The following is a 19,571-nucleotide window of genomic DNA, read 5'->3' on the forward strand; positions in this document are numbered from 1 at the left end:
ACAGGCTTCTTTACATCAGCCTGATTCATTTCTCCATTATTCTACTTAAATTTAACTTATTATATACCGTGAAACAGCTACAGTAGCATCCGTTCCACAAAACATACACGTCATCCCATGAAACAGGACATTCAGACCATCGCGGACATCAAAATACTGGTTGATCAGTTTTATAACACTGTCCGTCAGGACAGTCTCTTAGGCCCTATTTTTCAAGAGCGCATCCAAGACAGGTGGGCTGTGCACTTGGAAAAGATGTATCGTTTTTGGCAGACAATTTTATTAGATGAGCATACCTATTTTGGTAGTCCATTCCCACCCCATATCCCTCTACCAATCGAGGCAAAGCATTTTGACCAATGGCTCCTTTTATTTGAATCCACCGTAGATCGCTTGTACAAAGGCGAAAAAGCAGAAGAGGCCAAATGGCGTGCACAAAAAATGGCGCAGATGTTTCAGTTTAAAAAAGAATATTTCAACGCTAACCCAAAAAAGAAACCCTTGCTATAAAACGTATTTGGAGCATCACAGATCATGGGCTGTGTTTGCAAAAAAAATATTCATACCGTTGGATATCTAAAATTATTATCGTAATATTGCAATATAATATTATCATAATGGGACTTACAAAGACAGAAATTTTTGCAGACGAACAGAATAAACTTGCTTCAGCATTTAAAGTACTTGGGCACCCTGCACGCATAGCTATTCTCCAACACATTATTAACAAGAAAGCATGCATCTGCAACGATCTTGTCGATGAATTGGGACTTGCACAGGCAACCATTTCTCAGCATCTGAAGGAACTGAAAAATACAGGAATAATACAAGGTACAATTGAAGGAAAGTCGGTTTGCTATTGTATCAATGAAGTGATTTGGAAGGAATTTCAACAGGAGCTCAATGCATTTTTCAACCAGGACGTTAATGTATCAAGTTGCTGTAGATAATTTTTTAAAATAAATCATCGTAATATTGCAATATATAGTTTTTTTTTCATCACATAAAACCAATCTGCTATGAAATTATCAGAAATCAAGCAAATTCTAACAACATTGGATAATGTTGAATTTCAACTCGAAAATGGCACATTTGTGCCTGAGCACTTCCATGTCACCGAAGTTGGTCAGATCACGAAAAACTTCATTGATTGCGGCGGTGTCATCCGCAATGAGAAAGTTGTAAACTTCCAGCTGTGGAACGCGGATGATTACGAGCACCGCCTAAAACCAGGTAAGCTACTACATATCATCAAATTATCCGAGGAAAAATTGGCTATTGAAGATGCGGAAATTGAAGTTGAATATCAAAGCGATACGATTGGCAAATACGACCTCGCATTCAACGGACAGACTTTTTTACTGAAAAGCAAAACCACAACTTGTCTTGCCCAAGACGCTTGTGGAATACCAGCCGAAAAGCAGAAAAGAAATCTGTCAACGCTAACAATCAGTGGATCTTCTTGTTGTACCCCAGGTTCAGGCTGTTGCTAACTGTTTAAAAATAGGGCAATGTTTAAGAAAATAAAGGAGACAATCAACGCGATTACCGATAAACAGAACTTGAGTATAGAACGTAGGGCTATGTTAAATCCGCTGATCCAATTTATTCAGGACAAGGTAGATAGCGGATACCCCATCAATCTCAATTTTATCTGTACACACAATTCCCGTAGAAGTCATTTATCACAACTTTGGGCACAAGTAGCAGCATCCTTCTATACTATTCCGATGGTGAACTGTTATTCAGGTGGTACGGAAGAGACTGCTTTATTCCCTAAGGTAGCTGAGACTCTGGCTTCGCAAGGATTCATAATTCTTAAGATCGCTGATACAGATAACCCAATCTATGCAATAAAGTACAGCGACAACGAGGTTCCAGTTATCGGTTTTTCAAAAAAATACGATGATCCGTTTAACCCTGTCTCTGGGTTTGCTGCAATTATGACTTGTTCTCAGGCGGATGACGGGTGCCCTTTTATTTCCGGCGCGGAAAAAAGAATACCAATCACTTTTGAAGACCCAAAGGTTTCTGATGGCACACCTGAACAAACTTCTGTTTATGCGGAACGAAGTTTGGAGATAGCGACCGAAATGTTCTATATCTTTTCAAATATTAAAACTAGCACATGCAATCGAAGTTAAAATTTCTTGACCGTTACCTCACCGTATGGATTTTCCTCGCAATGCTCGGGGGTATTTTATTGGGCAATTTCTACCCTTCTTCTGCTGCATGGATCAATAGTTATAGTAGCGGCACAACTAACATCCCGCTTGCTATTGGATTAATTCTCATGATGTATCCACCCTTGGCCAAGGTGAGGTATGAGCACATTGGAAAGGTTTTCAAGAACTTAAAAGTTCTCGGCACCTCCCTCGTCTTGAACTGGATCATAGGACCAATTTTAATGTTTGTATTGGCACTTTTATTTCTGAATGGATATCCAGAATATATGACAGGACTGATCTTGATAGGGCTTGCCCGCTGCATTGCGATGGTGGTCGTATGGAATGAACTAGCAAATGGCAATAGAGAATATGCCGCAGGCTTGATTGCGTTGAACAGTATTTTTCAGGTGTTGCTCTATAGCCTTTATGCCTACTTTTTTATTACAGTATTACCTCCATTATTTGGCGTGACCGGACTTTCATTGGACATTTCAATTGGTGAGATCGCAAAAAGCGTCGCTATATATTTAGGTATCCCCTTCCTAACTGGAGTGTTGAGTAGATATGGATTGATCGCTCTAAAAGGTGAAAGCTGGTTTCAGGACAAATTTATTCCCTTGATCTCCCCTGTAACGTTGATAGCCTTGCTCTTTACCATTGTGGTGATGTTCAGTCTCAAGGGTGAAATGATCCTGCAATTACCCATGGATGTATTGCGTATTTCAATACCTTTAATCATCTACTTTGTGCTCATGTTCATTGCTAGCTTTTTTGCTGGAAAGCGTGTAGGTGCAGATTACTCACAAAGTACCGCCATTGCGTTTACTGCAGCAGGCAATAATTTTGAATTGGCCATTGCAGTCGCTATTGCTGTGTTCGGTATCAATAGTGGGCAAGCTTTTGTCGGAGTCATCGGACCATTGGTTGAAGTTCCTGCATTGATAGCGCTTGTTAATCTTTCATTTTGGTTCAGAAAAAAATACTTTATAAAGGAACATTCAGTTTAAAGATACTTTATTTGAAGCGAGATCAAGACCCTGGCGTTATTTAGTATTTCACAAAAATGGAAGGTGAATTGAAACATGGCAGACCATAAGCAGCAGGAATAGGAGAAAAAGCAGGATCTCCTAGAATATCAACAATAATGGTATCGGTCGAAACCGCTAATTATTCAAAAAAAATAGAAACCTTTTTATTACCTTAGACTAATAATATAAACAAGTAAACCTGCTTGTTTTTCATTAACTATAGTAATACATATATGAAATCATATGCACTTGTTTTAGCGGCTGGTCTGCTTCCATTTGTAGCATTAAGTCAAAAGATAGTTGCACCTGGTAGCCCAGATATCAATACCAAGTATATAAAACCTGAGAAATCCCTCTATACCGTGTATTATGTCAAAGACACGAGCTGGAACAAGCAAGGTACAATAACTTATGATATTCTTGCCGGCGACAACCAATTGAGCTTGACAAGCTCCTATACGCCGAAAGACAAGGCCTGGGTCACTGCCCGGACCAGTGTTGTGGACGCCAAGACACTCAGATCAATCAGTTACAATAGCGATGGCAAGGAAACAAAATTAAATCTCAACTTTGGTGAGATGATCACGGGCAATTACTACTCCAAGAAAACAAAAAAAGATAAAAAGCTGAATTTAAAAGCTTCCGAGCCTTTTATCGACTTCAACTGGACGGATCATATGATTGGGACACTTCCGCTGGATGTAGGCTATAAAGCTCGTATCCCACAGTTTTATTATAATGACGAATCCAATGTTCAAGTTGAATACTATACCATTAAAGAAGTAAAGAGTTATAGTTATGGTTCGCCGAAAACTGGCAAACATGACACATGGTTGGTTACGCTATTGGAAGAAAATACAGGTGCTATTTACAATTATGTGGTGGACAAAAAAGACCGTCGTCTCTGGCAACGGGAAATGTCCATGGGCAAAGGCATGTGGGAAATTACACTCAACGAGGAGCTGGATTATCAACCAATCAAAAGCCTCTTTAATAAGGAACAAGCCATTCAACAGATCTCCAAGGGCAATAGTGTGATTATCGGCACAGCATATGCTCGGTCAAGCTCCGGGAAAAGGCTAGGTGGCCTGGTCAATACGGCAAAAAAGCAATATGCTCCTAAAGGGACGGAGATTACACTCTTTCCAAGCTCGGCTTATTATGAAGAGTGGATTCAAGTCAACAATAAAATCCGGAAACAGAAAAAAATGCCCGAAGTTCCTTTGAACCCAGATTTTGGTTATGCTGTCAAAAAAGCCAAAGTCTATGATGACGAAGGGCATTTTGAGTTTGCAGATCTGATGCCGGGCACATACATCATTATGGCAAGTTTCGATTTTTCCAACTCGTATAATTATTCCTATGTATCAGGTTATACCAATTACTATAACTATTGGGGTTATACTGGTTCTACAACCAATTATGGTACCGCACGGTCCTCCTATATCGACAAAGCTACTATCGAGAAGCGTATCACCATAGACAAGGACGGCGAGAAAAAAGAGGTGAATTTAAAGGAAATGTAACAAAATATAAAGCCGCACAACTGGGGAATTTGATGCGGCTTTAATACTTTCCTATGAAAAACATATATTTATTGAAAATAAATTTTTATTATACAGTTGACCGTCTCAGTCGTATAAAAAAACGATAAATATAAAATTATTTATTTCCTCCGATGCTTTTCCAAATATGCATCTATGCTAAAGGGGAAAGCCTTATATCCCCCCAATAAAAAACAGGCACTGGCCCCAACCCAGACCGAATAGTTAAATGTCACTTTGATTCCAAATGACAGTGTCATGGTCAGTGCAAAAGCTGCTAGCAATATACCGGATAACAGGGCCGCAAAGCGTGTCCGAAAGCCGACCAACAGCAAAAATGCCAAAAGTACTTCCAGCACCGTCGCTCCGATTGCGAGCAGCATTCCCACGGAAGCAGGCACAAAAAAATTCAGCTGATTGGAATAAGCGACGAAATTGGCCCAGTTCCCCCAAGAAGCATTGACGCTCCCGGGCGGCCCCCAAAATCCCAAACGATCAGCCACTGCAGATAAAAAGGCTGTTGCCACAGCAAAACGCACAAATAGTTGACTATACATAATCCCAAATTTAATCAGTCAAAGATAAACCAAGAATCCACATCTTAACTTAAGCTAGTTTAAGAAATCAACTTTTCAGTAACAATGATACCGCCATGGGCACACGCCATTCATCAATTAACTCCGGTTTTAACCATACAAGCCTTCATCCGTTGATAAGTGCGTTGAATATCATCATCCAAACCGATGGAGAAGCGGATCAATCCATCCGAAATTCCCATACTGATACGTTCTTCCTCCGGAATTTCGGAGGAGGTTGAACTTCCTGAACATGAAAATAAAGTTTTATAGAAACCCAAACTTACAGCAAGGTAGCCAAGATTTTCCTTTTGCATCAGTTCCATGAATTCGTTAGCCTTATCAGTTGTTCCGGCGTCCAGCGTTAATATCCCTCCAAATCCATATTCAGTATGCATCATACTTTTCATTAGTTCATGGTGTTTATGGGATCGTAATCCCGGATAACAAACTTTTAGCCCGTCCTGTTCAAAGCGCTCAGCGAGATATAGTGCATTGTAACTATGTTGCTTGATACGAATATGGAGAGTTCTGAGGTTTTTCAAGATACTGGCAGAGCGAAGACTGTCCATCGTTGGTCCAAGCAGCATGCAAACACCAGAATTGACATTTTTTGTTTCATTGATGAATTCCTGTGTTCCACAGTAGACACCGCCGACTGTATCGCTACTTCCATTAATAAATTTTGTCAGGCTATGGATAACAATATCCGCCCCCAGCACTCCGGGTGAAACAGATAAGGGCGAAAAGGTATTATCCACAACAAGTTTGAGATTGTACTTCTTGCAGATAGCCGACAGTTTTCGGATGTCAGCGATTTCCAACAAAGGATTGCTGACGGTTTCACAGTAGATTATTTTGGTCGTCGGACGTATTGCAGACTCGATTCCCTCAAAATTGCTGATGTCAACAAAACTTGTTTCAATATGAAATGGCGGTAAAAAATTTTTCAGGAAAGCATAAGTACCCCCATAGATGGTTCGGCTGGAGATAATGTGGTCACCACTCTGACAGAGCTGTAATAACACCGTAGTGATAGCCCCCATTCCCGAAGCCGTTACATTGGCCGCTGCTGTATTTTCGAGCTTTGCTAATGCTTGTGCAAGATAGAGATTCATTGGGGATGAATGGCGTGAATATAAGTAACAACCATCCGCATTTCCCTCAAACGTATCAAACATGGTTTTAGCCGACAGAAAAGTATAGGTCGAACTATCCGAAATCGAAGGATTCACACCACCGAATTCTCCAAAATATTGCAAATCCTGGATTTCATTTGCCGCATTAAAATTTTCCATAATTTTTTATTATAAAATTGGACTATTTTAAGTTTTATTACAATAATATATTGGTATATTAGACTATAAATCTAATATTACACTTAATTTCAGAAAATACATCTAAATCAGTAATCTATTGTATCTGTTCACCAAAAAATAATCTATGCAGCTTGACGAAATTGATAAAAAACTACTGATATTATTACAGGAGGATGCCAAACAAACCACTAAAGAGCTATCACACAAACTCGGTCTGTCTGTGACCGCTATATACGAACGGGTGCGTAAACTTGAAAAAACTGGAGTAATCTCTAAATATGTTGCCCTCCTCAATAAGCACAAGATTGCAAAAGATTTTATGGTGCTCTGTCATGTCAAGCTTGTCCAACATAAAAAAGAATACATTCAGCAGTTTGAACGAGAGGTTATGGATCTACAGGAGGTCACGGAATGTTTCCATGTCAGTGGGGATTACGATTATATCTTAAAGATCTGCGTACGCGACATGGAAGATTATCGTCATTTTATGTTGTCTAAACTCACCTCTTTAAAACATATCGCTAGTACACATAGCTCCTTTATGATCGCAGAGGTCAAAAACACCCTGACCATGCTGATGTAGTTTAAGCTAAACCAGTACCCCATTTTTGGAGGTTATGGGCTCAGGAAGGTTTTCCTCGCCAACCATTTGCAGGAGGTCAATCTCAATTGTGCGACAGATCGACAGCATTGGTATGTCAAACATTAGTCCGCCAAAAGGATTTTCGGTATAATCACCTACCAACTCCATCACGATATAGATCCATCCTATGACCACACAAAAAGGAATACTGGTCCAGATTCCCCAATCGCCGAGTTTGGCAAATTCATTGACAAGCCCCAAGGGCAACAATAATATCAAGATAACATTGAAAACAAATGCCGTACTGGCAAATTGCCTTGGTGAGGGAAACTTCTTTATCCGTTCTGCCTGCCCCTGAAAGTCATAAAATTGGTTCAAACAAGTTTGTAATTGCATCTGATTGAAATCAGAAATAACCTGATCATTTTTTAGGGTATTGATATCTTTGGCCTGCTGACTGTTCAAATAAGTTGCAAAATTTTTATACGTCGGTTGCAAATTAAATTCTTCAGCTGATAAGTATTTATGCAAGAAAATAGCTGTCCGGCTGTAATCCGGAAAGCCTGCTTTTATCAAACGGTGCCGTTTCACGTTCATCGCGCCAAAATAGCGCTTTAGGCTCACATGCTCCCACTCGGTCGGTATCAAAAGCTGCTCACGCAATTGATAGAGCCAAGCTATATGACGATAGGCAATTATTTTTCTTCTTTCCGTTAAATCATGCTGATCTCCTTGAGTTGTGTCAAATGCATAAAGCATGGACACAAAAGAACGACTCGAATTTACGATTCCACCCCAGATTTTACGTGCTTCCCACAACCGATCGTAGGCTTGGTTATTTTTAAAGCCTACATAGAAAGCTTCCGCTGTACCAATCAGGGCTACAGGAACCCAGGGAATAATCATCCATTGCCAATTGAAAAAGTAATAGATGACCGCCACCAATGAGCACCAACCTGTCAGCCAGATTAGGTGTACACCAGCAAGATTGAATATCTGTTTGTAATTAAAATATTTTGTGGTAATCATAAAAAATAATGCCTGTCTTATTGATAATTGAATGTACAATTTTAATTTTTACGGTCCAACACCACTCCTTTTTTTACTTCCGAAACCGATATTACAAATACATTTACACTTATCCACGAAACAATATTGCAGTTAAAACCTTCAATAAAAACACCTGCTAACTTTAAGTACTCAATATTCTTAAAATAGATCAATGAAGTGATAGCTGTACTTAATTATATCAAAAAGCCTTGCTTTTCAAATTGCATTACCAAATTTGCGGCATCTCGTTCAGCTTCGCTTTCCTCTACCTCATAATTATCCAATAAAACAGCTGTTACACTTTCGACATTAAATTCCTTTCCCTGCAGTTCCAACCAGATCTGTACGGCAGTCTCATTAAAGCTATATACCTTGGACGCATCCAATTGATCTTGTCCCGGATAGACTAGGATATGATCTTCGCCCAATTTGCGTAGTTGTAAATCTCCTCTAAGTTTCATCTGGCTATTCCTCTGTTTATTTCTATGACATGCAAACCGTATATTTGGTTTGTCTTATTACGAAAAAAATATATACTTTATACAATAGGTCCGAATAGCAAATTCATCTCCACTGTGGCTTACTATCAAAAATACAAAAGACAGTTGAAAAACACATCACTTGATTTGTTATATTATCACATCACACAAAAAAGAAAGGATACATCTATACAGAATTTAATAATAAACGACACAAAATAAACATAAACTTTACAAAACGATATTTATACAATATTTTACCACCATAGCTTATATAAACTTATGTTTAATTATGACTGCTTAAACTGGGGCGCCCAACTCTACCGTACAAGCACCTAATTGTTGTATAATGATTACTTATGCAACAAACCACACGCAATTACAATTGCAAGGTCAGCTCCCGCTGTTGCTGATTTCTAAACACAATAACTTTAGGACGATCAGTATGTCCAAGTTTTTTAATGGCTTGTTGCAAATCTGTTAACTTAGCTATTTTCTCACCCTGATAATCCAAGATCGCATCACCTACCCGCAAACCACTTTTATATAGTATACTCTTTTCATCCAGCTGAAGTACCAGTACTCCAGCGATCGAAGGTAGCCCTGCTGCGGATTGCTCACCCATCGTTTCGATCGCTTTAAATTGTCCGCCTTTCCATGTCCACTTTTGGCTATGTTCTTTGGTTCCCGATCGGATCAATTTTGGGATCTCAGGACTAGCTGCAAGACGTTTTAACCGCTCCTCCATCACACCAAAATTGAGCATATCAAAATTTTTAAAGCCCTGATCCTCCCAGGCAGTTAACCTAAAATCAGCATGAATTGGGTCAACAAAGTTCAACGGATCAATCCGTCCATGCTTTTCTAATCCCTTGGCCTGATCTTTTAGTAAATCTTCCTTTCGCAAGTAAATATTATAGTCCACTTCATCCCCCCAATACTTGACATGAATATCCTGATGGGCCTGCATCACAATATTATTACGAAAGACATCATGACTATGCTTGAACCAAACATGCGGGTGAAAACCGTTGTTCAACATCACATTATTATATACTTTGCGATAAAATCCTTCACGCAATTTCAATCCACCACTTAGACAGAGATTGTTATAAATCTCATAATTGGAAGATCCATCATCCAGATCTATGTCCCAACCGTGATCACAGTGAAAACGGTTATCGTGGATTTTGGTTGTTTTAACTGCATCAAGTAAAATTAAGTTGGGATGCTCCAATGTTAATTGATCCATTTCATTGCGGTTGGGATGCCAAAAACGGTCCCGCCCCCAAGAATTAAAGGCTCCATGATCACTGGTCTCCAATACAGTATTGAAAACATCGTTATAAGCAATCTCATGGCCGCCCCATGTACCATCTCCTATATTAATGCCTGCACGCGGTACATTGTAAATGGTATTGTGCAAGATGCGTAGAGACTCCGCCATGGACACCTGTACACCGGCAACCTGCTTTTCAATCAAACCGATCGTATGAATCAAATTGTCACTGACCTCACAATCCATAGGATAATTATTGGTTTTAGGACCTTTAACTGTATCCATTTGACTTAGCGGAACGAATTTTTCATAACGGAATGCTGGTGAACGAACAGCCTCGGGATCGCCTACGAAATTGATGGCACCCGCACCGATCTGCTCTATCCGGTTCCCACTGATCTTGATCCGGCGATTATAATCACTCAAAAAAACTGCATTCCCACCCAATTCGATAAAATCATTGGCATAAAGAAAACAATTTTCCGCTCCTTCAATCTTTACTGCACCCTGACGATAGATAGTCCAATCGCTACGCAGCAATGGCTCCGCCGTTTTCATAAAGGTAGCTGTGGTATGCATAAAACACAGACCACTGATCTCAATATCATGCACCGGTTTGGAAGCTGAGCCTGAAATAGTAATTAAGTTTTCCAACTGTGGCGCCACAAACTTCATGGTATTGGGATCTGTTCCTTTGGATGGCATGTAGTATAAAATTGCCGTCTGCTCATCCAAAAACCATTCTTGTGCCGTATCAAGTTCTTCAAATATATTTTCAACATAACGATAGGTTTCGTGCATTTTGCTTGGACGATTGTTTTGCTGCCCACCTTCGATTGTGAGTTTTGACGAACCATCTTTTCCTGTAATCCGATAATGAAAGCCCCCCCAGCGGCCGGCGTGTAAAGCATGTACAATACCACCGATGGGGTTACGCCAAGTCGCAATACGTGCTGAGTCAAGTGCATCGGCTGCATAGCCCTGAAAAGGTAATATGGACAGATCATAATTTGGATATCTTGCTCGCACCAGATGCCTTTCATTGGCATAGAGGCTTTGGAAACTCAATCCGGTAGGAACTTTAGCTGTCCAAATGTCGTTCTTTCCCTGCTCCCATTTGAGGTCAAGGGATTTAGCACCACTAAGGACAACCTGCTTTCCGTCGGCCGCTTTAATTCGTAGCGGTTGCTTGTTGGTTCCGGATAGTGCTGCTAGTAGTTTGATTGGTTTATCAAGGTAGTAAGTTCCCCGATCAAAAATGATTTCGATGCTGGGATTGGCTTTACCCTTTTTATATTTTTCTACGGCACGTAATGCCGCCTCTGCAGTAGCAAAAGGATCTCTTAACGCTCCCGAATTTCGGTCGTTGCCTGTTGTACTGATATAAAAACGCTTAACAGTATTGGGGTGTTGCGCCTGTACGGTAGAAAAAAGTAGGCAGCTTGTGCCAATAAATATTAGCCTAACAACGCTACTTATTTGTTTCTTTATCATGTTTTTTTGAAAATTTAGGTCAGTTAAAGCGCTTTTATGAAAGCTGAAAAGCATAGTGATCATAACAAGAAGTAAAATGATTTTTGCTTTCATTGTGTTTGAAATTAAGTTTATCTTGGTTGTTTGAAATTACCCTATATAAATATACATATCAAGTAATACGCCTCTATAATTTTTCATCTCACCTATTATTAGGAGAAATTCTTCCAGCTACCGTCCGACTGTTTATACCAGTATTACTGGTTATTCTAGAGACAAAATCCCTCGTGGTACTTGCTAGTAAGCACAATATATTTTATGCCAGCATCTTTGCCCAAGCCTAGCTGACTTTTATCATCCGTGAAGACACGATATTAATCTAGAAATAATAATCCATAAAGAATATCCATCCTTAATCTAAATATCGTAAATCTGTTTGGAAAGATATTTATATTTACGCTTAAAGTTTTACAAAATAATAAACCAATAATTATGAGCTTAAAAACACTAATCACCAAAAGTGTACAGTACAACAATTGGGTGATCAATAAATACCTTGATTGGTTAAGTACCAAATCGGAAGAACAACTTAACCAAGAAGTTCCATCCAGCTTTTCTACGATCCTAAAAACATTAAACCATATTTGGCAGACACAAGAATATTGGTGGAGTCATATTTCGGAATCAAATGATTTTGATTTTGAAAAAACATGCAGTAAAAAAGAGGATATTTTCAACGCCATCCGAGAGAGTTGCCAAAAGCTTCAAAATTATGTGGAAGGTCTATCGGAACAAGATTTAGAAAAAAATATAAAGGTCGAATCTCCCTGGTTTCAGTGTGATTTTTCAAAATATGAATATATTCAGCATTTGATTATCCACGGAACCTACCATCGGGGACAGATTGTCACTATAGGCCGAAATATTGGAATAACAGATGCACCGATGACAGATTACAATTTCTGGAATATTTATAAAGAGCAAAAATAAGGAATGCGGTTATTGTCTAAAAAAATAACAAGTAGCGTTTGTTTTGTAGAAACCCTTACTAAAAAAATATCCACAAGTACATGTAAACACTGTAAAGAATTGCTCGGAATAAATTAAAGAAGGCAGTTTCAAAAAGCAAAAAAGCAAACAGATCATGGGATGGCTTGTTTTTCAAATACAATCCAGAATAGGTACAATATTAGGTAAAAATAGGGCTACCAAATCTCTTTGGAAAAGCCCTATTCTTCTATATCTGGTTGCCTTGTCGTCCAGTTAATCCTTTTTCATGGTTCCTGTTTCTCTCAAGTTGATATGCCAACTGAACGCCTCCTCTAGCAAATGCGGCGTGTGTCCACCTCTTTCACAGGCGCGATTGTAATAATCCAAGAGTTGGGCTTTGTAATCTGGATGCACACAATTTTCAATAATAACCTTAGCACGTTCACGAGGCGCCAAACCACGCAAATCGGCCAAACCATAATCTGTCACCAAAATATCAACATCATGCTCCGTATGATCTACGTGGGATACCATCGGAACGATATGAGAGATCGCGTCTCCCTTAGAAGCCGCCTGCGTGACAAAAATACTTAAATAAGCATTCCTTGCAAAATCTCCCGATCCTCCTATACCGTTCATAATATTGGTACCAGAGGTATGCGTCGAGTTCACGTTACCATATATATCAAATTCTATTGCGGTATTGATTGCAATAATCCCCAAACGTTTGATCAATCCCGGTGTATTGGATATGTTTTGCGGGCGTAAGACAATCTTGTCACGATATTTGTCCAAGTGATCAAATACGCGTGAATAACACTCTTCCGATACAGTAATAGAAGAGGCTGACGCAAAATCCAATTTACCCGCATCAATTAAATCAAATGTACTATCCTGGAGTACTTCCGAAAACATGGTTAGATTGTGGAATTTACTATGGATAAAGCCTGTGAGCACGGCATTCGCTACTTTTCCAATTCCTGCCTGAAGAGGCATCAAACTCTCGGATAGATGCCCAAGCTCAACTTCATTTTCAAAAAATGCCAATATATGCTTTGCTATTGCTGTTGTTTTGGCATCAGGTTCGGCGATATCTGCTGGACTGTCAAGTTCATTCGTAAAAACAATTCCCACAATCTTGCTGGGATCCAATGGGATTGTTTTCCGGCCAATCTTATTTTCAGGTGCTACTATAGGAATAACATTACGACGTGGATAGTCTTCTGCCTGATAGATATCGTGTATTCCTTTGATTGCTGTTGGAATAGCTGTATTGACTTCCAAAATAACCTGTTTAGCTAATGCGGCAAAGGTTGCGGAGTTACCCACTGAGGTCGTTGGAATGATACTACCATCCGATTCAATCGCAGCAACCTCCAATACGGCAATATCCACCTGCGGTAGATTTTTATTGTGGAGCAGTTCAGCAGTCTCACTTAAGTGCTGATCTATAAAAAGTACATCTCCAGCATTGATCTTATTGCGGAGGATTCGATCCACTTGAAAGGGCATACGTTTGGATAGGGCACCAGCCTCGGCTAATTTACCGTCTGTACCATGGCCCAAAGAAGCCCCTGTAATCAATGTTATTTTTAAAGGATCCACTTTTGCCCTTTCTGCTAAAGCTGGTAATACGGCTTTGCTATCGCCAGCTTTGGTAAAACCACTTGAGCCAACGACCATACCGTCTTGAAATAATTTCGCAGCTTCTGTAGCTGTAATAACCTTATCGTGTAAGCTCTGAATTTTTATCCTTTCGTAAGCCATATCCTTATTATTTTATTTTTTATTCGCTATTCATGTAAACTTAAGAAATTGAAACCTATTTATATCCGCTATTATAAAGTTATTAAGCTTGGGTCTACATTTCTCAACCAAACAATTTTAGCGTTTTTTTCTACATTGAATTTATTACCATTTGACACAAAATTATTCAATGGAGACGAAATAGCTATAACTAACTGTTTATCAGAAAAATAAAACAAAATATATTTTTAAAGTATTATTATAAAAATGAAAAAAAATATTTATAACACTGATTAACAATAAATTATAAAAAATAAATTTAAATCCAGGTAAGTAAATACTAACTCGCTAAGGGTTTATTTGCAATTTTATTGTAAGCATACACTCACTTTACTTAGAACAAAGTTAGGTCTAGTAAAAAAGTCTTACCTTTGCAGGGTAGTTTTATAGAAAAAAATGAACTTAAGAGATACAACGAGTGATGGAAAATATGTCAACCGCTATTACATGACAGAGGTTGATTCATTTGAAGATAGCATTTATTGTCACCATGCCATTATAGCGGAAAATCATATCACGGAGCACTGTCATGATAAGGATCAATTTTTATATACCGAAGGTGGAGTTGTTTTTATAAAAACGGATGAAAAATCATATTTCTTGCCCGCTCGTCACTATCTGTGGATTCCCGCAGGTGTAAAGCATAGTATTCACCCAAGTACCCCAGAAGTCGTGATGCGTAATCTCTATTTTCCAAAAACGAATAGTGATACCGCATTCTACAGTAAAATGGGGATCTATCCAGTAAATGATCTGCTAATTGAACTGATTATGTTTACCAACCGTTGGAACGGCAATATATTTCCAGTGGAGGAACCTAAGTATAGTTTGGCAACTGCATTTAAACTCATCCTTCCTGAACTGTCTCTGCACGAGCTTCCATTGGCTCTTCCCTATCCCAGCCACCAAAAATTAAAAGATATCGTTACCTATCTAGAGGAGAATATGGAAGAAAACGTGAGTTTTAAAAAACTTGCGAGTCTATTTAATATCAGCGAACGTACATTGGCTAGGCTATTCCAGAAAGAATTAAACATGTCCTTTATCCAATACTATACTATCCTTAGAATGCTAACCGCGCTTAAATTGTTACTGGATGAAAAACTCAGTGTCAATGAGGTCGCATTGAAAGTCGGTTATAACAGTTTACCTACATTTAGCAATACATTCAATAAGGTCGTAGGTATTCGCCCCAGCGAGTATGTCAAACAAAAAGAATTGCTTATTTAAAAATGTTTCCCTAAATTAGGTCAATAAACCTAATTCAGGATGAAATTCAAACATATTATCTATGGTGCTGGAATTTTATTACTCAGTACTTCCGTATTTGGCAATTCTCAAGACAAAAAACCCAAACCCATTCAATTGTTCAATGGGAAAGATTTAAAAAATTGGACTCCTAAAATCCGAAACCACAAGGTTGGAGATAACTATAAAAACACATTCCGTGTCGAAGATGGTTTATTGAAAGTCAGATATGATGGCTACGATAATTTCAATTTTCAATATGGCCATCTATTCTACGATAAAGAATTTTCCGCTTATTTATTACGTGTCACTTATCGTTTTGTAGGCGAGCAGGCTCCCGGTGGTGAAGGCTGGGCCTGGCGCAATAGCGGTGCCATGCTACATGGACAAGATCCCAAGACGATGGGCGTAGACCAGGATTTTCCGATATCTATCGAAGGTCAGCTCTTGGGTGGTAATGGCAAGGACGAACGCACAACAAGCAATCTGTGTACACCGGGGACGAATGTCGTCATCGATAACAAACTCTTTACGCCGCACTGTGTCAGCTCGACATCAAAAACTTATGCTGGCGATCAATGGGTAACGGCTGATTTCCTCGTATTGGGAGATTCACTTGTACAGCATATCCTTGAAGACAAAGTGGTATTACAATATACCAAGCCTCAAATAGGAGGTGGCAGTGTAACAGACTTTGACCCTGCCGTAAAAAAAGATGGGCAGCTATTGAAAAAAGGAAGCATCTCACTTCAGAGTGAGAGCCATCCGATCGATTTCAAAAAAGTGGAACTATATGATTTGGAACCTTACATGAAAGATCCAAATAAATTGAAAAAAGTCATCGCTGAATTATTGCCCAATCTAAAATAATAGTCAGTCATAACTAATATAAAATAAAAAAGCACCTATATAGGTGCTTTTTTATTACTATTCGCTTGGAAAGAGAAATCCAAAGTATATAACATAAAGAAAAGGGATACAGCGAGCTGTACCCCTCAATATCTATACAGAAAGCTTACGCTAAACCGTTAACGAATTTAGTTAACTTAGATTTGTTGTTAGAAGCTTTTTTCTTGTGGATCACATTTTTCTTTGCCAAACGATCAAGCATAGAAATTACGCGTGGTAACAATGTTTTTGCCTCTTCTGCAGAAGTTGTATGACGTAATTTTTTGATTGCGTTACGAGTAGTTTTTGCTTGGTAACGGTTTCTTAAACGTTTAGTAGCGTTTGCTCTAATCCTTTTGATCGCTGATTTATGATTTGCCATTTTTTTTAGCTAATTTTTATTCAATTTTTTCTTGTAATTCGGACTGCAAAAATAACACCTTATTTTCAATATTCAAAATCTATTTTGTTTTTTAGGTTTACTATATTTGCAACATGCAAAAATTATCGATGGATGAACTTCAACGTACAGATGTTGAATCGTTTAAAAAACAAGAAAAAACGCCTATCGCAATTGTTTTAGACAATGTTCGCAGTATGCACAATGTGGGCTCTGCCTTCCGTACAGCCGACGGATTTGCTATTGAAAAAATATACCTATGTGGTATTACCGGAACGCCACCACACCGGGAAATTGAAAAAACTGCATTGGGAGCGACGCAATCTGTCTCTTGGGAATACCATAAAGAAACGGCAGATGTCGTAGAGAATCTAAGAGCGGAGGGGTATACAATTATTGCCATTGAACAAGCCGATGATAGTGTCATGTTACATCAATTTGAGCCAAAGTCCGATAAAAAATATGCGTTAATTTTTGGAAATGAAGTTAACGGCGTAGATGAAGAGGTCATGGAAAAAATCGATACCTGCATCGAAATCCCCCAATATGGCACCAAGCATTCCCTTAACGTATCTGTCGCAATCGGCATTATCCTTTGGGATTTTATCCAAAAATGCAAACTGAACTAAAAATTTATCAATAAAGGTCATATTCCTATCCACATTGCTTCCATTTTAGAAAGCAAAATAGTAGATTTGTGTGCAAAATTTAAAGAAGAAATGAGTGTATTAGTTAATAAAGATTCAAAAGTAATCGTTCAAGGTTTCACTGGAAACGAAGGTACTTACCATGCGACTCAAATGATTGAGTACGGAACAAATGTAGTTGGTGGTGTGACTCCTGGTAAAGGTGGTCAACAACACTTAGACCGTCCTGTATTCAACACTGTTCAAGATGCAGTAGACGCTACAGGAGCTAATGTTTCTATTATCTTTGTACCTCCAGCATTTGCTGCAGATGCAATCATGGAAGCTGCAGCTGCGGGTATCGAAGTGATTGTATGTATTACTGAGGGTATCCCTACGAAAGACATGATCCAAGTAAAATCTTACTTGAGCGACAAAAAATCCCGTTTGATCGGTCCAAACTGTCCGGGTATCATTACGGCAGGTGAAGCTAAAATTGGTATTATGCCAGGATTTATCTTCAAAAAAGGTAATGTAGGTGTTGTTTCGAAATCAGGAACTTTAACCTATGAAGCAGTAGATCAAACTGTAAAAGCGGGATTAGGAATCACGACAGCTATCGGAATCGGTGGTGACCCTATCATCGGTACAACAACTAAAGAAGCTGTTGAATTATTAATGAACGACCCAGAAACTGAAGCTATCATCATGATTGGTGAGATTGGTGGTGGAATGGAAGCTGAAGCTGCACGTTGGATCAAAGAACATGGTACTAAACCAGTTGTTGGATTTATTGCTGGTCAAACAGCGCCTCCGGGACGCCGTATGGGCCATGCTGGTGCGATCGTAGGTGGTGCTGATGATACTGCTGCTGCAAAAATGAAAATCATGCGTGAGTGTGGTATCCGTGTAGTTGAATCACCAGCTGAAATCGGAAAAGCAATTGCAGAAGAATTGGCTAAATAATTAGACAATTAAGCATATAAAAGTAAAGGGGGNNCCCCCTTTACTTTTATATGCTATTTCCATAGCGCATGGATGATAATCCAGTTTTACGTCTGGTATTTCCCATATAATATACTATTTCATTAATTGAAAACCCTTCAATACAGTAATCCCATAAGGAGATGCCACGGCCTGGTGTGCAGCTTCCCGCGCGATCTGCCCTTCAACATAAGTTACTTTGAGTGGCAAAAATGTGTTATTGATAACATTCTCTTGAAACAGCGCCTCGTACCATGTACAAGCCGCGACATAGCGTCCATAATCCAAATTAAGATGATAGCCATCGCGTGTGAATTGATCGCCCAGATAAGTCGAACGCGCATTTTGAATAGCTGTACCAGCAGGTACCAATACTTGAAAATTACCCCAGTTAAAGACTTCTTGGGAAGTGCCTACAATAGCGGTGTACATCGTATTCTGGTTACGGTTATAACGGATAAATCCCTCATGGGACGAGCCGTTCTGATATGCCCAGGTTTGATGCAATATATACTTTGTTTCAGGATACTTTACATGTTTGGTGACATAGTCATATAAAATTGGTAAATCCTTTGCATAGGAGTCATAATCTCCCGACAGTGGACTCGCTTGCTGAAAACTAATATAGTCCCAGGCTTCGTCTACCAAAGCCGTTGAAAGCCGTTCATTTACCTTTTCGGACATGTGACCGTCTATATTGATCTTCCGATAACGATAAGCAGGCTTATCCGCTCTTGCATTGCTTACGTGTAAACTTAACGGAGCGCCACCAATATAAAGGTTACCAATAACGATCTTTTTCTTCCCAGCTTTAGCCAATTCATATAAGTTCTGCTCGATCGCATCTTCGGAAAAGCTATTACCAATGGCCAATATACGCAAAACACCATCATCCAATAATTGTTCTTGCGCGTTTAATCTATTGCTACTAAGAAAAAATAGTAGTAGAATAGTGAGTAAGGATATCTGTTTTGCTTTCATCATATATACATTGCTATAATGACTAAATTAGAGAATATCTTGTAGAATTGCTAATTGTATAAAAGGAAAACTTCAGCAGATCTTTTCCATCGTTGCGACCCGGTGTCTGTTCTGAAAAGGAATCTGAAAAAGTATCCAAACGCAAGAAGC

Annotated in this window: 20 protein-coding genes; 12 read left to right on the forward strand and 8 right to left on the reverse strand. The window is 39.0% G+C overall.

The window, feature by feature from the left end; genetic code table 11:
• Positions 1-117: 117 nt before the first annotated feature.
• The 6 genes from B4A24_RS15430 (at position 118) to B4A24_RS15455 (ending at position 4,722) form a co-directional block, all read left to right on the forward strand.
• Positions 118-510 carry a group III truncated hemoglobin gene (locus tag B4A24_RS15430; protein WP_288812923.1) on the forward strand — a complete coding sequence of 131 codons (393 nt, stop codon included), beginning with the start codon at positions 118-120 and terminating at the stop codon, positions 508-510.
• Positions 511-617: 107 nt separating this feature from the next.
• A complete protein-coding gene (locus tag B4A24_RS15435; RefSeq protein ID WP_293946005.1) occupies positions 618-950 on the forward strand; it encodes an ArsR/SmtB family transcription factor in 333 nt (110 codons plus the stop codon).
• A gap of 69 nt (positions 951-1,019) precedes the next feature.
• Entirely contained in the window at positions 1,020-1,493 is a 474-nt protein-coding gene (locus B4A24_RS15440; RefSeq protein WP_288812921.1) for a DUF6428 family protein, read from the forward strand.
• A gap of 18 nt (positions 1,494-1,511) precedes the next feature.
• Positions 1,512-2,144: a low molecular weight phosphatase family protein gene (locus B4A24_RS15445; RefSeq protein ID WP_293946006.1), complete on the forward strand. Its 633-nt coding sequence runs from the start codon at positions 1,512-1,514 to the stop codon at positions 2,142-2,144.
• The gene (gene arsB, locus B4A24_RS15450; RefSeq protein WP_293946007.1) at positions 2,129-3,175 is read left to right on the forward strand and encodes an ACR3 family arsenite efflux transporter; all 1,047 of its coding nucleotides are present in this window, start codon (positions 2,129-2,131) and stop codon (positions 3,173-3,175) included. Before B4A24_RS15445 ends, arsB begins: the two co-directional genes overlap by 16 nt.
• Before the next feature lie 254 nt (positions 3,176-3,429).
• The gene (locus B4A24_RS15455; RefSeq protein ID WP_293946008.1) at positions 3,430-4,722 is read left to right on the forward strand and encodes a hypothetical protein; all 1,293 of its coding nucleotides are present in this window, start codon (positions 3,430-3,432) and stop codon (positions 4,720-4,722) included.
• Positions 4,723-4,862: 140 nt separating this feature from the next.
• On the opposite strand, the gene B4A24_RS15460 is transcribed toward B4A24_RS15455, so the two are convergent.
• Both B4A24_RS15460 and B4A24_RS15465 read right to left on the reverse strand, forming a co-directional pair.
• Positions 4,863-5,297 (reverse strand): hypothetical protein, encoded by a 435-nt coding sequence (locus B4A24_RS15460; protein ID WP_293946009.1) that lies wholly within the window; start codon positions 5,295-5,297, stop codon positions 4,863-4,865.
• A 113-nt stretch (positions 5,298-5,410) separates the two neighbouring features.
• Entirely contained in the window at positions 5,411-6,613 is a 1,203-nt protein-coding gene (locus B4A24_RS15465; protein WP_293946010.1) for an aminotransferase class I/II-fold pyridoxal phosphate-dependent enzyme, read from the reverse strand.
• A 145-nt stretch (positions 6,614-6,758) separates the two neighbouring features.
• Here B4A24_RS15465 and B4A24_RS15470 point away from each other — a divergent pair, with 145 nt between their 5' ends.
• Complete coding sequence (locus B4A24_RS15470; RefSeq protein ID WP_293946011.1) at positions 6,759-7,217, forward strand: Lrp/AsnC family transcriptional regulator; 459 nt, start codon at positions 6,759-6,761, stop codon at positions 7,215-7,217.
• A 6-nt stretch (positions 7,218-7,223) separates the two neighbouring features.
• Here B4A24_RS15470 and B4A24_RS15475 read toward each other — a convergent pair whose 3' ends face one another.
• The 3 genes from B4A24_RS15475 to B4A24_RS15485 all read right to left on the reverse strand — a co-directional run bounded on the left by B4A24_RS15475 (position 7,224) and on the right by B4A24_RS15485 (position 11,519).
• The gene (locus tag B4A24_RS15475) at positions 7,224-8,246 is read right to left on the reverse strand and encodes a bestrophin family protein (protein WP_293946012.1); all 1,023 of its coding nucleotides are present in this window, start codon (positions 8,244-8,246) and stop codon (positions 7,224-7,226) included.
• A gap of 215 nt (positions 8,247-8,461) precedes the next feature.
• The gene (locus tag B4A24_RS15480; RefSeq protein WP_172395727.1) at positions 8,462-8,728 is read right to left on the reverse strand and encodes a PqqD family protein; all 267 of its coding nucleotides are present in this window, start codon (positions 8,726-8,728) and stop codon (positions 8,462-8,464) included.
• A 397-nt stretch (positions 8,729-9,125) separates the two neighbouring features.
• Positions 9,126-11,519, reverse strand: a complete 2,394-nt coding sequence (locus B4A24_RS15485; RefSeq protein ID WP_293946013.1) for a PDZ domain-containing protein — start codon at positions 11,517-11,519, stop codon at positions 9,126-9,128.
• A 471-nt stretch (positions 11,520-11,990) separates the two neighbouring features.
• Here B4A24_RS15485 and B4A24_RS15490 point away from each other — a divergent pair, with 471 nt between their 5' ends.
• On the forward strand, positions 11,991-12,488 hold the full coding sequence (locus B4A24_RS15490; protein ID WP_293946014.1) for a DinB family protein: 498 nt from the start codon (positions 11,991-11,993) through the stop codon (positions 12,486-12,488).
• A 273-nt stretch (positions 12,489-12,761) separates the two neighbouring features.
• On the opposite strand, the gene B4A24_RS15495 is transcribed toward B4A24_RS15490, so the two are convergent.
• A complete protein-coding gene (locus tag B4A24_RS15495) occupies positions 12,762-14,255 on the reverse strand; it encodes a succinate CoA transferase (RefSeq protein ID WP_293946015.1) in 1,494 nt (497 codons plus the stop codon).
• 435 nt (positions 14,256-14,690) lie between these two features.
• Between B4A24_RS15495 and B4A24_RS15500 the strand changes: the two genes are divergently transcribed.
• Both B4A24_RS15500 and B4A24_RS15505 read left to right on the forward strand, forming a co-directional pair.
• A complete protein-coding gene (locus B4A24_RS15500) occupies positions 14,691-15,524 on the forward strand; it encodes a helix-turn-helix transcriptional regulator (RefSeq protein WP_293946016.1) in 834 nt (277 codons plus the stop codon).
• Between the two features lie 39 nt (positions 15,525-15,563).
• Positions 15,564-16,412 carry a 3-keto-disaccharide hydrolase gene (locus B4A24_RS15505; protein WP_293946017.1) on the forward strand — a complete coding sequence of 283 codons (849 nt, stop codon included), beginning with the start codon at positions 15,564-15,566 and terminating at the stop codon, positions 16,410-16,412.
• A 145-nt stretch (positions 16,413-16,557) separates the two neighbouring features.
• Here B4A24_RS15505 and rpsT read toward each other — a convergent pair whose 3' ends face one another.
• On the reverse strand, positions 16,558-16,812 hold the full coding sequence (gene rpsT, locus B4A24_RS15510) for a 30S ribosomal protein S20 (protein WP_046671646.1): 255 nt from the start codon (positions 16,810-16,812) through the stop codon (positions 16,558-16,560).
• A 113-nt stretch (positions 16,813-16,925) separates the two neighbouring features.
• Between rpsT and B4A24_RS15515 the strand changes: the two genes are divergently transcribed.
• Both B4A24_RS15515 and sucD read left to right on the forward strand, forming a co-directional pair.
• Complete coding sequence (locus tag B4A24_RS15515; protein WP_172395719.1) at positions 16,926-17,459, forward strand: RNA methyltransferase; 534 nt, start codon at positions 16,926-16,928, stop codon at positions 17,457-17,459.
• Between the two features lie 90 nt (positions 17,460-17,549).
• Positions 17,550-18,422, forward strand: a complete 873-nt coding sequence (gene sucD, locus B4A24_RS15520) for a succinate--CoA ligase subunit alpha (protein WP_077438675.1) — start codon at positions 17,550-17,552, stop codon at positions 18,420-18,422.
• Positions 18,423-18,536: 114 nt separating this feature from the next.
• Here sucD and B4A24_RS15525 read toward each other — a convergent pair whose 3' ends face one another.
• Positions 18,537-19,424, reverse strand: coding sequence for a DUF4886 domain-containing protein (locus B4A24_RS15525; protein WP_293946018.1), 888 nt, complete (start codon positions 19,422-19,424; stop codon positions 18,537-18,539).
• Between the last annotated feature and the right edge of the window lie 147 nt (positions 19,425-19,571).

This window comes from Sphingobacterium sp. UBA7249, from assembly GCF_002472835.1.
GTDB lineage: Bacteria > Bacteroidota > Bacteroidia > Sphingobacteriales > Sphingobacteriaceae > Sphingobacterium > Sphingobacterium prati.

Coding starts and splice junctions, on each gene's coding strand:
- B4A24_RS15430 (WP_288812923.1), top strand. CDS start 118: ATGAAACAGGACATTCAGACCATCGCGGACATCAAAATACTGGTTGAT.
- B4A24_RS15435 (WP_293946005.1), top strand. CDS start 618: ATGGGACTTACAAAGACAGAAATTTTTGCAGACGAACAGAATAAACTT.
- B4A24_RS15440 (WP_288812921.1), top strand. CDS start 1,020: ATGAAATTATCAGAAATCAAGCAAATTCTAACAACATTGGATAATGTT.
- B4A24_RS15445 (WP_293946006.1), top strand. CDS start 1,512: ATGTTTAAGAAAATAAAGGAGACAATCAACGCGATTACCGATAAACAG.
- arsB (WP_293946007.1), top strand. CDS start 2,129: ATGCAATCGAAGTTAAAATTTCTTGACCGTTACCTCACCGTATGGATT.
- B4A24_RS15455 (WP_293946008.1), top strand. CDS start 3,430: ATGAAATCATATGCACTTGTTTTAGCGGCTGGTCTGCTTCCATTTGTA.
- B4A24_RS15460 (WP_293946009.1), bottom strand. CDS start 5,297: ATGTATAGTCAACTATTTGTGCGTTTTGCTGTGGCAACAGCCTTTTTA.
- B4A24_RS15465 (WP_293946010.1), bottom strand. CDS start 6,613: ATGGAAAATTTTAATGCGGCAAATGAAATCCAGGATTTGCAATATTTT.
- B4A24_RS15470 (WP_293946011.1), top strand. CDS start 6,759: ATGCAGCTTGACGAAATTGATAAAAAACTACTGATATTATTACAGGAG.
- B4A24_RS15475 (WP_293946012.1), bottom strand. CDS start 8,246: ATGATTACCACAAAATATTTTAATTACAAACAGATATTCAATCTTGCT.
- B4A24_RS15480 (WP_172395727.1), bottom strand. CDS start 8,728: ATGAAACTTAGAGGAGATTTACAACTACGCAAATTGGGCGAAGATCAT.
- B4A24_RS15485 (WP_293946013.1), bottom strand. CDS start 11,519: ATGATAAAGAAACAAATAAGTAGCGTTGTTAGGCTAATATTTATTGGC.
- B4A24_RS15490 (WP_293946014.1), top strand. CDS start 11,991: ATGAGCTTAAAAACACTAATCACCAAAAGTGTACAGTACAACAATTGG.
- B4A24_RS15495 (WP_293946015.1), bottom strand. CDS start 14,255: ATGGCTTACGAAAGGATAAAAATTCAGAGCTTACACGATAAGGTTATT.
- B4A24_RS15500 (WP_293946016.1), top strand. CDS start 14,691: ATGAACTTAAGAGATACAACGAGTGATGGAAAATATGTCAACCGCTAT.
- B4A24_RS15505 (WP_293946017.1), top strand. CDS start 15,564: ATGAAATTCAAACATATTATCTATGGTGCTGGAATTTTATTACTCAGT.
- rpsT (WP_046671646.1), bottom strand. CDS start 16,812: ATGGCAAATCATAAATCAGCGATCAAAAGGATTAGAGCAAACGCTACT.
- B4A24_RS15515 (WP_172395719.1), top strand. CDS start 16,926: ATGCAAAAATTATCGATGGATGAACTTCAACGTACAGATGTTGAATCG.
- sucD (WP_077438675.1), top strand. CDS start 17,550: ATGAGTGTATTAGTTAATAAAGATTCAAAAGTAATCGTTCAAGGTTTC.
- B4A24_RS15525 (WP_293946018.1), bottom strand. CDS start 19,424: ATGATGAAAGCAAAACAGATATCCTTACTCACTATTCTACTACTATTT.